This is a genomic window from Methyloceanibacter sp., assembly GCF_058506495.1.
Genome location: NZ_JBZMXT010000007.1, coordinates 48,442 through 63,638, shown reverse-complemented (window position 1 = coordinate 63,638; position 15,197 = coordinate 48,442). Strand labels below are relative to the sequence as shown.

Annotated in this window: 12 protein-coding genes and 1 pseudogene; 7 read left to right on the top strand and 6 right to left on the bottom strand. The window is 57.8% G+C overall.

Features of this window, described 5'->3' with window-relative positions; genetic code table 11:
• On the top strand, positions 1–1,541 hold a 1,541-nt coding region (locus tag AC33YF_RS03080; protein WP_491775732.1), incomplete at its 5' end, for a ribonucleotide reductase barrel domain-containing protein.
• A gap of 56 nt (positions 1,542–1,597) precedes the next feature.
• Complete coding sequence (locus AC33YF_RS03075) at positions 1,598–1,924, top strand: hypothetical protein (RefSeq protein ID WP_491775731.1); 327 nt, start codon at positions 1,598–1,600, stop codon at positions 1,922–1,924.
• 628 nt (positions 1,925–2,552) lie between these two features.
• Here AC33YF_RS03075 and AC33YF_RS03070 read toward each other — a convergent pair.
• A complete protein-coding gene (locus AC33YF_RS03070; RefSeq protein ID WP_491775730.1) occupies positions 2,553–3,323 on the bottom strand; it encodes a competence/damage-inducible protein A in 771 nt (256 codons plus the stop codon).
• A gap of 101 nt (positions 3,324–3,424) precedes the next feature.
• Here AC33YF_RS03070 and sfsA point away from each other — a divergent pair, with 101 nt between their 5' ends.
• From sfsA to AC33YF_RS03050, 4 genes and pseudogenes are all read left to right on the top strand, one after another.
• Positions 3,425–4,162, top strand: coding sequence for a DNA/RNA nuclease SfsA (gene sfsA / locus AC33YF_RS03065; protein WP_491775729.1), 738 nt, complete (start codon positions 3,425–3,427; stop codon positions 4,160–4,162).
• Positions 4,163–4,217: 55 nt separating this feature from the next.
• Positions 4,218–5,039, top strand: a complete 822-nt coding sequence (gene map, locus AC33YF_RS03060) for a type I methionyl aminopeptidase (protein ID WP_491775728.1) — start codon at positions 4,218–4,220, stop codon at positions 5,037–5,039.
• A 91-nt stretch (positions 5,040–5,130) separates the two neighbouring features.
• Positions 5,131–5,838 (top strand): annotated as a pseudogene (locus AC33YF_RS03055) (JAB domain-containing protein).
• 299 nt (positions 5,839–6,137) lie between these two features.
• Positions 6,138–6,986, top strand: a complete 849-nt coding sequence (locus AC33YF_RS03050) for a DNA/RNA non-specific endonuclease (protein ID WP_491775727.1) — start codon at positions 6,138–6,140, stop codon at positions 6,984–6,986.
• Here AC33YF_RS03050 and AC33YF_RS03045 read toward each other — a convergent pair.
• Entirely contained in the window at positions 6,910–8,148 is a 1,239-nt protein-coding gene (locus tag AC33YF_RS03045; RefSeq protein ID WP_491775726.1) for a beta-ketoacyl-[acyl-carrier-protein] synthase family protein, read from the bottom strand. The genes AC33YF_RS03050 and AC33YF_RS03045 overlap by 77 nt on opposite strands.
• Before the next feature lie 66 nt (positions 8,149–8,214).
• Positions 8,215–8,484: an acyl carrier protein gene (locus AC33YF_RS03040; RefSeq protein WP_491775725.1), complete on the bottom strand. Its 270-nt coding sequence runs from the start codon at positions 8,482–8,484 to the stop codon at positions 8,215–8,217.
• A gap of 395 nt (positions 8,485–8,879) precedes the next feature.
• Here AC33YF_RS03040 and AC33YF_RS03035 point away from each other — a divergent pair, with 395 nt between their 5' ends.
• Positions 8,880–10,565, top strand: a complete 1,686-nt coding sequence (locus AC33YF_RS03035) for a long-chain-fatty-acid--CoA ligase (RefSeq protein ID WP_491775724.1) — start codon at positions 8,880–8,882, stop codon at positions 10,563–10,565.
• Between the two features lie 58 nt (positions 10,566–10,623).
• On the opposite strand, the gene AC33YF_RS03030 is transcribed toward AC33YF_RS03035, so the two are convergent.
• The 3 genes from AC33YF_RS03030 to AC33YF_RS03020 form a co-directional block, all read right to left on the bottom strand.
• Entirely contained in the window at positions 10,624–11,733 is a 1,110-nt protein-coding gene (locus tag AC33YF_RS03030; RefSeq protein ID WP_491775723.1) for a DUF2147 domain-containing protein, read from the bottom strand.
• A gap of 148 nt (positions 11,734–11,881) precedes the next feature.
• The gene (locus AC33YF_RS03025) at positions 11,882–13,171 is read right to left on the bottom strand and encodes an acetyl-CoA C-acetyltransferase (RefSeq protein ID WP_491775722.1); all 1,290 of its coding nucleotides are present in this window, start codon (positions 13,169–13,171) and stop codon (positions 11,882–11,884) included.
• 25 nt (positions 13,172–13,196) lie between these two features.
• Positions 13,197–15,191 carry a 3-hydroxyacyl-CoA dehydrogenase NAD-binding domain-containing protein gene (locus AC33YF_RS03020; RefSeq protein WP_491775721.1) on the bottom strand — a complete coding sequence of 665 codons (1,995 nt, stop codon included), beginning with the start codon at positions 15,189–15,191 and terminating at the stop codon, positions 13,197–13,199.
• Positions 15,192–15,197: the final 6 nt, after the last annotated feature.

Sequence of the window (15,197 nt, the reverse complement as noted above, 5' to 3'; positions counted from 1 at the left end):
GATACGACGAGGCCGAGGTCCAGCAGATCATCGACTACGCAGTGGGCCATGGCTCTCTCCAAGGCGCACCTGGCGTCAACCTTGAGTCCCTTGCGGATAAAGGTTTCGCGCCTGAAAAGCTTGATGCCGTGGAAAAGGCGGTCTCGTCCGCCTTTGACATCAAGTTCGTTTTCAACAAATGGACACTTGGTGAGGACTTCTGCACGCAGACGCTCGGTCTTGCCGCGGAGCAGCTGGACGCGCCTGACTTCGACCTTCTAGCCGAAATCGGCTTCTCGAAAGCGGATGTCGAAGCAGCGAACGAGTATGCCTGCGGTGCGATGACACTCGAAGGGGCTCCGGGTCTTGATCCCGCGCATTTGCCGGTCTTCGACTGTGCTTCTCCGTGCGGACGCAAAGGCACCCGCTCCCTCTCCGTGGAGAGCCATATCCGCATGATGGCGGCAGCGCAGCCGTTCATCTCCGGCGCCATCTCTAAGACCATCAATATGCCGAATGAGGCCTCTGTGGAGGACTGCAAGGCCGCCTATCTCTTGTCCTGGCGCCTCGCCTTGAAGGCGAACGCCCTGTACCGCGACGGCTCTAAGCTCTCGCAACCGCTGAATGCGCAGCTCCTCGCTGAGGACGAAGAAGAGCAAGACGAAGTCCTTACGGCAATCACCTCCGATCAACCCGCTGTCCAACGCGCAACTGTCGTGACCGAGCGGGTCGTGGAACGTGTGATCGAACGCGTCCGTGCGTCCGCCGAGCGCGAGCGTTTGCCCGATCGCCGAAAGGGCTACACCCAGAAAGCCGTGGTCGGCGGACACAAGGTCTATTTGCGTACTGGTGAGTATGATGACGGACGCCTCGGCGAGATTTTCATCGACATGCACAAGGAGGGTGCTGCCTTCCGGTCACTGATGAACAATTTCGCCATAGCGGTATCCGTTGGTCTGCAATACGGCGTTCCGCTCGAAGAATTCGTTGATGCCTTCACGTTTACTCGCTTTGAGCCTGCAGGTCCCGTGCGTGGAAACGAGGCGATCAAGAACGCCACATCCATTCTCGACTATCTCTTCCGGGAACTGGCTGTGTCCTACCTTGGCCGTTTCGAACTCGCTCATGTCGATCCCAACGAGATTGGGAGTACGACGGTCGGATCGGGAGATACAGGTCATGGCCAATCCGTTCCGGAGACGCTCGTGTCTCCCGGCTTCACGCGCGGACGGTTAGGTGAACGCTCTTCACCAGTCGCCGGAGACGCCCAGTCAGCCACTGCACAGGTTCGAGCGATAAGCAGTGAAGTCGATGAAGAGTCTTTGCCAGAGACAACGGGACGGGCCACCGCATCACTCGAAGCTACACCTTCCGATGCGGCAGAGCATGTGGCGCTTGCTGCGGAAGCCCTGACCCAACGCGGCGCATCGGCGCTTGTCGCCGAAGCGCGCGTTAAGGGTTATGAAGGGGAAGCATGTGGAGAATGCGGCAACTTTACCCTCGTTCGGAATGGCACGTGTCTGAAATGCGATACGTGCGGATCGACGAGCGGGTGTAGTTAGGGTGTAGTTTTAGAGTAATCTGATTATCCAATCACCCGATAGGAAGGGATTTAGCAATGGCAGTAGCAAAGAAGAAGAGCGCAACAAAGAAGAAGGCGGCGACCAAAAGGAAAAAAGTCGCAAAGAAGAGGACCGTCGCCAAGAAGCGCGTAGCGGCCAAGCGGAAAACTGTTCGCAAGACCACAGCCGCAAAGAAGCGGGTCGCAAAGAAGAAGAGAGTCGCAAAGAAGCGGGTCGCAAAGAAAAAGGCAGTTGCAAAGAGGCGGGTCGCAAAGAAGAAAAAAGTCGCAAAGAAGCGGGTCGCAAAGAAGAAAAAAGTCGCAAAAAAACGGGTAGCGAAGAAGAAAAAAGTCGCAAAGAAGAAGACCACCAGACGGGCGTAGTTATTTGCGACAGCATTCCAAAAAGGCGCGAGAGTCACGCTCTTCGCGCCTTTTTTCTTATTTTTTCAATAACTTACGCGACTGCCGCGTAATATCTCAAATGACCGCAATGTTGCGCGAGCGAACCGTCGCTCGGTGACATTCCACCGCATTCGTCGCTTATCTTCCCCACCCAAACAAGGATCGAGCGCAACAAGCCGCAACGAGGGCAACTCCTCTGCGTGTCGATGACTTGTCGCGTGCGTACTAAACCGACCACTGAGCGTTTCAGCCATACGTCGAACAGAGGCAATCGCCTCAACCCGGGAAGCCGCGGGCTCCTAGCTTTGATCAGACTATCGCTCTGTATACCGATCACATAAGGTGAACAAGTAGGCGCGCGCACCTCGTATCGGCAATAGCGTTGGTCCTTGTTTTGACACATCGGGCGCACGCCAAGAGCTGCCGAGGAGCTTTGGCTTAATCGACCCATGACGAATCGCATGGGTTGAAATGTCAAAAATGAACCCGCGCGGCTTCTGAGAACCGGCCAAGCGCAAAAAGTTTCCACAGCTTTGGAGAAAGCCCGAAAGGCCCTCAAAGTGATTCGGGCGGCTGCTCTTTAGCGCGTTGTTAACGGTGTTCGAAATTAAGAGTCTTCGACTTGGCTTGCTATGAGTCCACGTTCACTGATGATTTCCCAAAGCGCGTCGACAGCCTGGCCAAGTCTCTGATCGTCGACAGATCGGAAAACGAGATATGTTCCATAACGTCGATGTTCAACGAATGGATACGAGCCCATCTGGACGTCAGCATAGTCAGCCTGAAGTGCGGCCAGCGGTGTCGCCACTTCGCTCTCTGGAGCATTCACCCGTACGGCGCGGGCCTTCAAAGGACGCCCTTTGGCGAGGCGGGGCAAGACCTCATCCAACATGACCTGCATGACGCCAGGAATGCCTGCCATAACGATCACGTTCTCGATCATGTAGCCGGGCGCCCGCGACACCGCATTGTGGATGAGCGCTGCGCCGTCGGGAATGCGCGCCATTCTCAGGCGCGTAGGCGTGAGATCCTCGGGACGATATTGCAGGCGCATCGCCTCGACAGCTTCGTCATTGATGGCAACGGTAACGCCGAAAGCCTGGCCTATTGCATCCGTCGTCACATCGTCGTGCGTGGGCCCGATGCCGCCGGTTGTAAACACATAGGAATAGCGCTGCCGCAGCGCTTTGACCGCATCTGCAATTTCCGCCTCCACATCGGCGACGACCCGGACCTCACGCAAGGCAATTCCCGCGTTTGAGAGATGCGCCGCGATGTAGCGCGTGTTGGCGTCTTGAGTGCGTCCAGAGAGGATCTCTTCGCCGATAACGACGAGAGCAGCAGTCACAGTATCTTGGTTGCGCGGGGTCTCGATCATGCCCCGGGAGTGAAAGGTAAGATGAGGCACGTGTCTAGTGGGGATGGTTCGCACCACGCGCTTGTTGCGTTCCAAAGGTCTTTGTAGGGTCTCTCATGCTCATGAGGTTTTCTACCCCGCTCGTCGAGGGCCGGTTGATCAAGCGCTACAAACGCTTTCTCTCCGACATCGAACTCAGGACAGGTGAGACGGTTACGGCTCATTGTGCGAATCCGGGGTCAATGTTGGGGCTTGCCGAACCGGGCTCGCGCGTCTGGTTGTCGCGATCGAACAACCCAAAGCGAAAACTGGCCTACTCCTGGGAGCTGATTGAGGTCGATCTCGGACTGGGCCCAACCCTTGTTGGCATCAACACGTCGAGTCCCAACGGTGCGGTGGCCGCAGCGATCGAAAATGGTCTCATTCCAGAAGTTGGTGGATATGCGTCTTTGCGCCGGGAAGTACGGTATGGCGCCAATAACCGGATCGACATTTTGCTCGAGGATGAGAGCCGCCCACCCTGCTACGTGGAAATAAAGAACGTTCATTTGATGCGCCAGGTAGGACTGGCCGAATTCCCCGATGCTGTCACCGCGAGGGGCGCCAAACACCTGGAAGCGCTCGCTGACATGGTGGCCGCGGGGTCTCGCGCGGTCATGATCTATTTCATCCAACGAGGCGATGCCGAGGCCTTTGCATTGGCAGAAGATCTCGATCCCAAATATGCCGCCGCCTTTAGGGCCGCCACAGCGGCCGGCGTCGAAGCTCTCGCCGTCGCCACCAGTCTCTCCCTGAAGGGCCTGAGCCGCCCAAGGACGATTCCACTTCGTCTAACTGACCAAGAGGCCGTCTTATCTTGAAAAAGGGGCGATTTCTCACTAGCTGAAATGCCAGCGCTCCCTATAATCCGGTCCAATGTCCAACTTAGAAATCGCCCGCGCCCAGACGCGCGATAACAGAATAAAGCTGCATGGCCCCGAAGCTTTCGCCGGAATGAGGAAGGCGGGCCGGCTTGTGGCCGAAGTCCTTGATATGCTCGTGGAGCACACGGAACCCGGCGTTACGACAGAGGCGCTCGACGACCTCGTGTTCAATTTCGCCATGTCGCACGGCGCCACGCCTGCCCCCCTGAACTACCGGGGGTTCCCGAAATCCATCTGTACCTCTTTGAATCATGTCGTATGCCACGGCATTCCCGGCTCACGGGCACTGCGTGATGGCGACATTCTGAATGTCGACGTTACGCTCATTGTCGATGGTTGGCATGGGGACTCGAGCCGCATGTATCCCGTCGGCAAAATTCCCCGCGCTGCGGAGCGCCTTCTCGAGGTGACTCACAAGGCCCTCATGCTTGGCATTGAGGCGGTGAAACCCGGGGCGACGACTGGCGATATCGGTCATGCCATTCAGACCTATGCAGAGGCGGAGCGCTGCGGCGTGGTCCGCGATTTCTGCGGACACGGTCTTGGCCAAGTTTTCCACGACCGGCCGAACATTCTTCATTACGGCGTCCCGGGCGAAGGCCTGCCGCTGAAACCTGGCATGTTGTTCACGATCGAACCAATGATCAACTTGGGCAAGCCCCATGTGAAGATCCTTGCTGACGGATGGACTGCCGTAACACGCGATCGCTCGCTTTCGGCGCAATACGAACACACGATCGGCGTGACGGAGTCAGGATGCGATATCTTTACCCTGTCACCCGCTGGACTTGATCGTCCGCCCGTACGCGCATAGGCATGCGCTGATCTAGGAGGCGACAAGACAGGACTCCAAACAATGAGCTCTAAAGGCAGGCTGAGGTCTGACCATCACATAGGTTCTCACGATAAAATCGCTTCGGGCGCCGCGGGGGGGCTTCAAGGAAGATAGCAAACCCCACTATCTGGGCCATCGTGAGCGTCTCAGGAGGCGCTTCCGTGAGAGTGGCGGCGAGTCCCTTCCCGACTATGAGATGTTCGAATTGGTCCTTCTTCGCGCCGGGATACAAAACCCCTGGCCAAGTCGATCCTGGATCGCTTCGGCAGCTTTGCCGAGGCTGTGAATGCGCCCGAAGATCGCTCGCTCGAAGTGCCGGTACTTGGGGAGGCGGCAGTCACAGAAATCAAGCTGGTGCGGGCGGCTGACTTGCGGCTCATGCGCGGAGAAGTCCTGGAGCGGCTCGTTCTGTCCTCATGCCAGGGCGTGCTTGACTATTGCCGCGCCGCGATGGGGTTCGAGACCAAAGAGCAGATTCGCATTCTCTTCTTGGACAAGCGGAACCAAATCATCGCTGACGAGGTGCAACAGCAGGGCGTCCTAGACCACACACCGGTCTATGTGCGTGAAGTGGTCAATCGAGCGCTGGAACTCTCCACGACCGCCATCGTATTGGTCCACCATCACCCGAGCGGCGATTCGACGCCCTCCCCCCGCAGATATCGACATGACCAAACAGATTGTTGCTTCGGCAAAGCCCATGGGTATCGTCATCCATGACCACGTCATCTTCGGCAAGCAAGGCCATGCCAGCTTTAAGGGTTTGGGACTGATCTGACAAAGCCGACGCTCTGACTGGTCTCAAGCGTGGCAAGGCAGATGTAAGCTTTTGGGCCTGCGCGGCTTAAGCCGGATTCGGCCCAAACACGAGCGCGCCGCTCAGGCTGCAAAAGCCAAAGAGTTCGAAACCACATTGTTAACGTCGCAAATGTGGATCACCTCCGCACTGAGAAGATTTGCTCCGTACTCGGAATGACAGTTGCGTGTTGTAGCTTTGCAGTATACCTTCTTCTAGTTGAGTACGGCTTATGGGCTCAGACTTCCCTGAGGCAGAACGACGGATCAGCGAGGCTTGAGGTGAACGACCCATTTCAGATGCAGCCAGAGCTCCGCTACGGTGCGCCAGCGTGCGACCAGATCCTTACCGGCAGGCGTTTCACGATTGGTTATTCTTGGTATTTCCGGCAAGCAAAATGGACGCTTGAGATCATCAAGCGAGATGAGGAGCTAATTTCCGAAATTCTTCCCGACGTGCAGCGGTCAGACAATTTCCGCGCAGACACTCGCATACCAGAACGCTTCCGCGCTGGCTTAAACGCCTACAGAAAAAGTGGTTTTGATCGAGGCCACCTGGTCGCCAGCGCTAATCAAAATCTTCGGGAAATACACAACAGCGAAACATTTCTACTGTCGAACATGTCGCCCCAAGCTAAGGGGCTGAACCGTCACAAGTGGGTCGAACTTGAGAAGGCTATTAGAGACCTGAACTACCAAGACAATGTCCTTGAAACTTACGTGCTGACTTGTCCGGTCTTTTACTTCGGTGAGGCCGTAGAGACGATCGGCGATCAGAACGATGAATACGGCATTGACGTGCCTGTGCCTCACGCCTTTATAAAGAGTGTTCTGGCTGAAGACGACAAAGGGAAACTGTCTCTTTGGACGTTTGAGATGAAAAACAAGAAGCTGAAAGGGGACTTGGAAGACTATCTCGTTGTTACCTATGATGCAGAACAGATCGTAGGCGGCAGGTTCTGGGATCGCATCAGCGCCGGCGATCTTCACGACCTCAAGAAGGAGGCCCGGGGGGCAGGCCAATACGCTGGCTACGCGACTAGACAGCCTCGCTCTAAGCCGGGTTGGGGCCAAATACGAGCACGGCGTTTAGGCCACCGAAGGCGAACGAGTTGGACATCACATAATTGACGTCACGAGCCTTCCCTGCATTGGGCGTATAGTCCAGATCGCACTCCGGATCGGTTTCCGCGAGACCGATCGTCGGTGGCACGAAATTCTCTGCAAGCGCCTTGATCGACGCAGTCGCTTCTATCCCACCGCAAGCACCGAGCGTGTGCCCGTGCATGGACTTGGTGGACGAGATGGACAGATTGTTCGCCGCGTTCCCGAATACGTGCTTGATCGCACGCGTCTCGTTGACATCGTTGACTGCCGTCGCCGTGCCATGCGCGTTGACGTAGTCGATGTCGGACGGCGCCAATTCCGCCTCGTCTAGCGCAATCTTCATGGCAGTCGCGGCGCCCTCGATCGAGGGGTTGACCATGTCGGCTGCGTCGGCAGTCATGCCGAAGCCCATGAGCTCGGCAAGGATCGGTGCACCTCGCGCCCTGGCCTTCTCGTATTCTTCCAGCACCAGAACGCCGGACCCCTCGGCCAGAACCGTACCGTTGCGCGTTTTCGAGAAAGGAAACAGTCCGTCGGGGCTTAGCACGCGCATGGCCTGCCAAGCCCGGGTCGCCCCCCAGTTCAACGACGCCTCCGCGGCGCCGGCGATCCCTGTGTCAACCAAGCCGCTCCGTATCATCTGGTAGACGACGCCAATGGAGTGGGTCGCGGTGGAGCACGCACTAACAACACCGAATGTCGGACCCTTGATCCCGTATTCGATGCTCACATGTGCCGAAGCTGACGATCCGATCGCCTTCAAAAGGGTCAGCGGATGGGTCGCGCGCTTGTTCTCCTTGAACAGCATCTTGTAGGAGAATTCGAGCGTGGTCAGTCCGCCAACGCCAGATCCGATAATGCATGCCGTACGGTACGCATCCTCATCACTGATGGGTGTCTCCAGGCCTGATTGCTCCACGGCCTCGCGCGCCGCGCAGCCCGCATACTGCGAGTACTTGTCGGCCATGAGCAGCTGCTTGCTCAGATCGCGTTCCCTTGGATCAAAATCCGGGACTTCACCGGCAATCGTGATGTAAAGCTCGTCGGTCTCGAAGTTCTGCACCTCGCGAATACCGCAAGTGCCCGACTTGAGCCCCGACCAGAACTTTTCAACGCCCGTACCCAAAGGCGTAACAACGCCCTGGCCCGTGACCACGACGCGCCTGCGTCCGTTAGAGTGTGTCATGTAGTGCTAAGCCGTAACTCCAAGCCTGGCCGATACCCCGGAAAGCTCCCGAACGGTAGGGCTGGTCTATGCTGCCGCGCCCGAAGCTTTCGAGTCTGCAATGATTCCCTTCACACGATCGACAACCGAGCCGACCGTCGCAAATGCCTCGACTTCTTCGTTTGCATTATAAGGAATTTCGATTCCGAAGGTATCCTCAATATCAAAGACGATTACTGCCAGATCGAGGGACTCAATCTCCAGGTCGCTCAGAGGCGTCTCGAGCGTAACCTCTTTAGAGGGATCCTTCATATTCTTCCGCAGAATCTCAATGATCTTGGTGGCCACCTCGTCCATATCACTCTCCTGCCCCGTTGAGGGGTCCGTATATCAATGTTCCCTGGCTAAAACATAGCGAGTTCGAGGGCAAGTCAGGCAATGGAATAGACTTAAAAATAGGTCGAGTCCAGCCGCCCCACGCTTGCTCGATTCAAGACACTATACGCTCTAATCGCTAACAAAATGGGCGTTTTTGCGCCTGAGGTTGCCTTCGTTTTAGCATAATCTGGGCGCGTCATACGCCCTGCGGCACCCGCAAAGCCACTCCCGTGGTACAATAATATGAGAATCGGAGCTTGCGGCGAATTGCCTCCCCAAGCGAGATGCCTAGCGCCGCTAAGATACCGAATTGCAACGCAAATTTGAGGTAGACAACACTTTACGAAATGGCTGTTCAGGCAAACCCAGCCTCAATGCAAGCCGCAACCGGCACGGAGAATCGACCCTGGCTTAGATCCTACCCTGCCGGATTGTCCTGGTCCGCCGAGGTCAAACCGGGCCTCGTGCATGGCCTCCTCGACGAGGCCGTAGAACGCTTCGGCCCGAGAAAGTGTACCGTTTTTGAAGGCAAGACCTTGTCATACGACGAGATCGGCGCTCTCTCGGATCGAGCGGCGAAGGGTCTTGCGGCCCTCGGTGTCCGAAAGGGGGTTAGGGTCGGACTGCTGCTCCCGAACTCTCCCACCCACATCATTTATTACTTCGGTATTCTCAAAGCGGGCGGCACCGTCGTTAATTTCAATCCGCTTTACAGCGTCGAGGAGATCGCGTTCCAGATCCGGGACAGCGGGACGCAGATCATGGTCACGCTCGATCTCCAGCTTCTGTTCGAGAAGGTCGAACCCCTCCTGGCAGACGGGACCCTCGGACGCGCAGTAGTCGCCGATTTCGCGGCACTACTGCCGAAACTGAAGCAGATCGGGCTTAAGCTCACGCGGAAGGTTCGACGCGCCAACATCGGTTTCTCACGCCAGCGGAAGAAGATTGTTCGCGAGCGCGACCTCCTCGCTAATAACGGCCGCTTTGTCCGCCCCGAAATCAAGCCAGAGGCTGTCGCTGTTCTGCAGTACACAGGCGGCACTACGGGCACGCCCAAAGGGGCGATGCTCAGCCATGCCAACATCTTTATCAACACCGCTCAGGTCCGGATGTGGGGTCAGCGGCCCCGCGAAGCAGCGGACCGAATCTTAGGCGTCTTGCCGCTTTTCCACGTTTTCGCAATGACCACGGTCATGACCTTCGGGATCGCAAGCGGCATGGAGATCATTCTCATGCCGAAATTTGATCTCGGCCGGACGCTGAAGCTTATTGTCTCGGCGAGGCCAACGGTGATGCCGGGTGTGCCCACACTGTTCCAGGCAATGCTACATCATCGCCACATCGAGAGTTTTGACCTTTCCTCCTTGCAGTTTTGCATTTCCGGCGGCGCGGCGCTGCCCATGGAGGTCAAGAAAGGGTTTGAAAAGCTCATAGGCGGGTCCCTTGTGGAGGGCTACGGCCTGAGCGAGACGTCGCCCGTTGCGACCTGCAATCCCTTCGATGGGCACAAAGACGGCTCGATCGGGCTACCACTGCCGCAGACCGACATTACGATCCGATCGCTAGAGAACCCCGCAACGGAGATGCCCCTTGGAGAGCCGGGGGAAATCTGCATCGCCGGTCCCCAGGTCATGAGCGGATATTGGAACAAGGCGGACGAAACGGCAGCCGTTTTTGTTGGGCGTTATCTTCGTACAGGCGACGTCGGCTATATGGACCAAGATGGGTTCATTTTTATTGTTGATCGCATCAAGGACATGATCAACAGCGCGGGCTTCAAGGTCTATCCGCGCCGAGTCGAAGACGCACTGTACGAACACCCCGCTGTAGCCGAATGCTGCGTCGTCGGCATCCCAGACTCCTATCGTGGTGAAGCTCCAAAGGCCTTTGTTCGTCTTCACGAAGACCGCAAAGAAACTGCGGTGGACCTCATGACGTTCCTGAGGCCCAAGCTTTCAAAGCTCGAATTGCCGGTTGCTATTGAGTTCCGCGACGAGTTGCCGAAGACAATGATCGGCAAGCTGTCGAAGAAGGCACTGCGCGCGGAGACGCGCTGTTAGCCCATAGGCAAGGCGCCTCTCCAAGACAGCCGCGGATGCTGAAGTCGAACCCGACTAGCTACCGGCTCATCCAAGGAACGAAGTTCTGACCCTGCTGCTGCAGTTCCTTGAGCCGCTGTTGGCGTCGCTGCTGACGGCGCTCCCGCCGTGTCAGCCTTTGGCTCTCTGCTGCCGAGGGTGCGGCTTGGGCCTGATCCGCAGCAGCTGCCTCAGGCGGCGCAGCGGCGTCAGGCTGCACTGGCTCCGGCTGGGCTGATGCGGGCTGAGCTGACTCAGGCTGAACCGAGGCCTGCCGAGCATCGGGCGCTGTCGGGGCTTCCGGTCTCGCTGAGACTTGGGCAGGTGCCGCAGGCGCTGCCTGAGGCGTGGCCTGTGGCTGGCTTGTGGGAAGCGGCGTCGCCATTGCAAAGATGCTCGATACGCTGTCCCCGGTATAGCTTGTTGGCATCTGGATCCATCGCGCTTCCCCGGCATAAGCCGTTCCCAGCGATGCGGCGTCCTGTCCTTGCGCGGACGCCGATTTCACCGCCTTCGCGAGAGTATCCTCATCCATTCCGGTCGAGGCCGGAGTTGGCGCAGCGGCGGTGGCCGCAGGCTTGACTGCCGCCGCGGGGGCAGCTGCAACTGCTGGCGCTGCCTCTGGCTCCGCCTTTGCCTCAACTGTCGGCTCCGGCTTCTCCTCTTCGCGAGGCGGAGGCGCGGAGGTCTTTAGCCAAACCTGCTCACGGCAAAAGAAGGAAACACAGCCCTTGAGAACAATCTTTCTGGACGACGCTAGGGTGACCGTCGCCGAGTAGGTCTTGCCATCTTCAGGGTTGTAGACTGTGCCCTTCCACTGATTGGCACTCACCTGCTTCATGCCCCTGATGATGTGCAGGCCTTCGATGGTGCGCTTACGCAAGGCTGGGTTCACATTGCGCACGTCCTGTAGAACGCGACCCTGACTGTCGCGTGGGTTCTGCAACCAGACGATCTTCACGCAGATACCACGGCCCCCACAACGGTAGAGCTGCATCTTCGCCGGAAACTGGCCTTGGTCTGCTTTTCGCCAGTAACCCGTGGGGTCGCCAGCCCGTGCGGTTGTGGCGCTCACCGGAACAAGCACGGCCGCGATGGCAATGCCCATTGCCGCTGAGAAAATATGGTGCCGCATAAGAACCTCCGTCATGGGTCAGACGCGCCAAGTAGGCAGCGCCTCGGCAGTGTCACACTTACTCCCTGTCCCCGACGGGTCCGTTGGACCCGGCACTCGATCCGGCGGCGGAGCACTTATTGATCTGCTTGATCTGCGCCCTCATTAAAACCGCATCCGCTTGCTAGGACTTTTCGACCCCTTCAAGGATCGCCGTTACGCCCATACCGCCAGCGGTACACACTGAAATCAAACCTTTTTTGCCACCCCTATTATGGAGGAGTTTGGCTAAGACTGCCAGGATTCGCGCCCCTGTAGCGGCAAAAGGATGCCCAATCGCGATCGACGAGCCCGCGACGTTCAGCTTGGACCTGTCGATCGATCCCAAGGGTTCCTCCCGCCCTAATCGCTCTCGGCAATAGTCCACCGATTCCCATGCCTTCAGCGTTGCAAGTACCTGTGCAGCGAATGCTTCGTGCACCTCGTAGTAGTCAAAATCTTGAAGAGCAAGTCCTGCCTGCTGTAGCAGATCGCTCACAGCGACAGTCGGCGCCATCAAGAGACCCTCACCTTCGACGTAGTCTACGGCAGAAGTACGACCCAAAGTTAAATAAGCCTGAATTGGTATTCCCTTGGAAACTGACCATTCTTCGCTCGCAAGAAGCACTGTGGCAGCGCCATCGGTTAATGGCGTGGAATTCGCGGCCGTAATGGTCCCACTTTTCTTGTCGAATACCGGCTTCAGCTCGGCCATTTTTTCGAGCGAGATTTCCTCTCGGATATTGTTGTCCTTGAAAACACCCGCGCACGGAATTACGAGGTCGTCCATAAAGCCCTCGTCATAAGCGGCTTCGGCCTTCCTGTGGCTCTCAAAGGCCAGCAGGTCTTGGTCCTCGCGCGTGATACCCCATTCCTTCGCCATGAGCTCGCAGTGCTCACCCATGCCGAGTCCCGTACGCGGCTCTCGCGTATCTGGTGGAACCGGTGCGAGTTCGCCTGGACTCATCCCCCTAAACGCACTGAGGCGTTCGCTCCAGCTCTTAGCGCGAGAGGCCTCTATGAGACGCTTGGCGAACTTCTTCTGGAAGACAATCGGCGCATCAGATGTGGTGTCGGTGCCCATCGCGATCCCGCATTCGATCTGACCCGACGCAATCTTAGCAGCAAGACCCAGCGCACCCTGAAGGCTGGTGCCGCAAGCTTGCATCATCGTTATGCCTGGCGTTGTCGCAGCCAACGGACTCCCGATGACAGCCTCGCGTGCGAGGTTCCAGTCCTTCGCGTGCGTCACAACGGCGCCGCCCACGACCTCGTCGATATGCGATCCCTCGAGCGAAAAACGCTCTGCTAGCCCGGTCAGCGCCGTGGTCAGCATGCTGAGATTGGAGAGCTCTGCAAACGCCGTGTGCGACCGGCAAAATGGCGTTCTGACGCCGCCCAACACCGCGACACGACGCAAGTTCATCTCTTTCATCCAAGTTCCTTCCGGCCGCGAAAGGTCATGCTGCAGCCCGGTCCGCAGAGGCATCCTTCGTCTTGGTGTAATGCAGTGGGCCGCCCCGGAACGGCGCGAAGCCCGTCCCGAAAATAACGCCAGCGTCCACATGATCGGCATCGGCGACGATGCCTTCCGCCTCTGCGCGTGCCGCCTCAGCGAGAAGCGGGGCTATGAGCTTTTCGCCCAACCGCATCAGTTCGGTATTGGAGAAGTCCATGGGCTCGCGCTTAGGCTTTCCGTCCTCCCATTGGTAGAAGCCCCGGCCTGTCTTTTTGCCGAGCTTGCCCTGCTGAACGAGACTGGACAGGACGTTGTCACGAGAGCCCTCGCCTTCCGGCGTGAGCGATAACTCCTCGCCCACCTTGTTGCAAATATCGAGACCAACCATGTCCATGAGCTCCATCGGGCCCATTGGCATACCGAATTTCAACGCGGCTTGATCGATCTTCTCACGAGGCTGCCCCTCCTGGTAAAGCCGAACGGCCTCCATCATGTAAGGCGCCAGGACGCGGTTCACGAGAAAGCCGGGGCAGCTCTTTACGACCAGTGGGAACTTGTCGATCGCCGTTACAAAGGCGCAAGCCTTGCCGACCTCCTCTTCACTCGTTCCATCGCCGCGGACGACCTCGACAAGTGGAAGCAGCGCCACCGGATTGAAGAAATGGATGCCGACCAAGCGGCTGGGATCCTTCAGAGGTGCCGCAATTTCTTCGAGCTTCAGCGACGAGGTGTTCGTCGCCAAGACCGCACCAGGTTTCACCTTGCCTTCAAGCTCGGCGAATAGGTTTTGTTTCACCGCGAGTTTCTCTGCCACGGCCTCGATAACGACATCGGCATGCTTGATGTGTCTACCTTGAGGGTCAGCAATTAGACGGGCAACGGCCGAGTCGAAGGCAGTCTTGCCGCGCATACGCTTTTTGAAGAGCTTCTTGGCGCGTGACAGCGCCTTCTCGATTTGCTCCTCGTCGAGATCCTGGAGGCTGGCCTGCATCCCGCGCGCCACACACCATGCAGCAATGTCGCCGCCCATTGTGCCAGCACCAACGACGTGAACCTTACGTGGTTTGAACGAGTCCTTTGGCGCTGCCGCTTTCAGCATCTCGGAGAGCTTGAAGACACGACGAAGATTGCGTGACGTATCGCTGACCATGAGCGGCGCAAACATCTCCGTCTCGGCCAAGCGCATGGCGTCCGGATCGTCGCCCGTGGTCTCAAACAAATCGATCAGCCGGAAGGGGGCCGGGTAATGCTCCTCACGCACTTTTGCGCTTGTCTTCTCGCGCATCTGCTTCGCCAGAATGCCCCGCACGGGCTGCTTCGCCATGAGTTTTTTCCACCAGGGCGCCCCCTTTGAGCGGAGCTTCTTGAGGACGGCCTTGCGCGCGGCCCAACGCAAATTATGTCGTGTAGGGACAAGTTGATCGACAAGCCCCATGGCTCGCGCCGCTGTTGGCCGATACATCTTCCCCGTGAGCATTGCAGTCATGCCATCGACCGGGCCTGCAGCGCGAATAGCGCGGACTGTCCCGTTCAAACCGGGGAAGATGCCGAGCTTGACCTCGGGGAAGCCAAGACGCGTCCCGTCCTCACGGTCGGCAATTCGGTAATGGCAGGCCAGCGCCAGTTCCAACCCGCCACCCAAGCAGTAGCCGTGTATTGCTGCAACAACGGGAACCGGGAGCTTCTCGATACGGTCGAACAATCCCAGCGTCTGGGTGACGGCGTCTTTAATTTTGTCCTCAGTGTCGTAGCCATCAAACTCATTGATGTCTGCGCCCGCGATGAAGCTCGTATCCTTGGCGCTGATAAGAACGAGACCCTTAATCTCGCCCGCCTCGGCACCCTCGACGACGGAGACAATCTTCTCGAGTTCTTCCATTGGGCGGCGCCCAAGCGCGTTCATGCTCTCGCCCTCGCGGTCTGCAACCGCCCAGGCGATCCGCTCGAAGTCGATCGATAGCGTCCAATCTCTAAGTTCGGGAATGGTTATTGGCATTCGTAC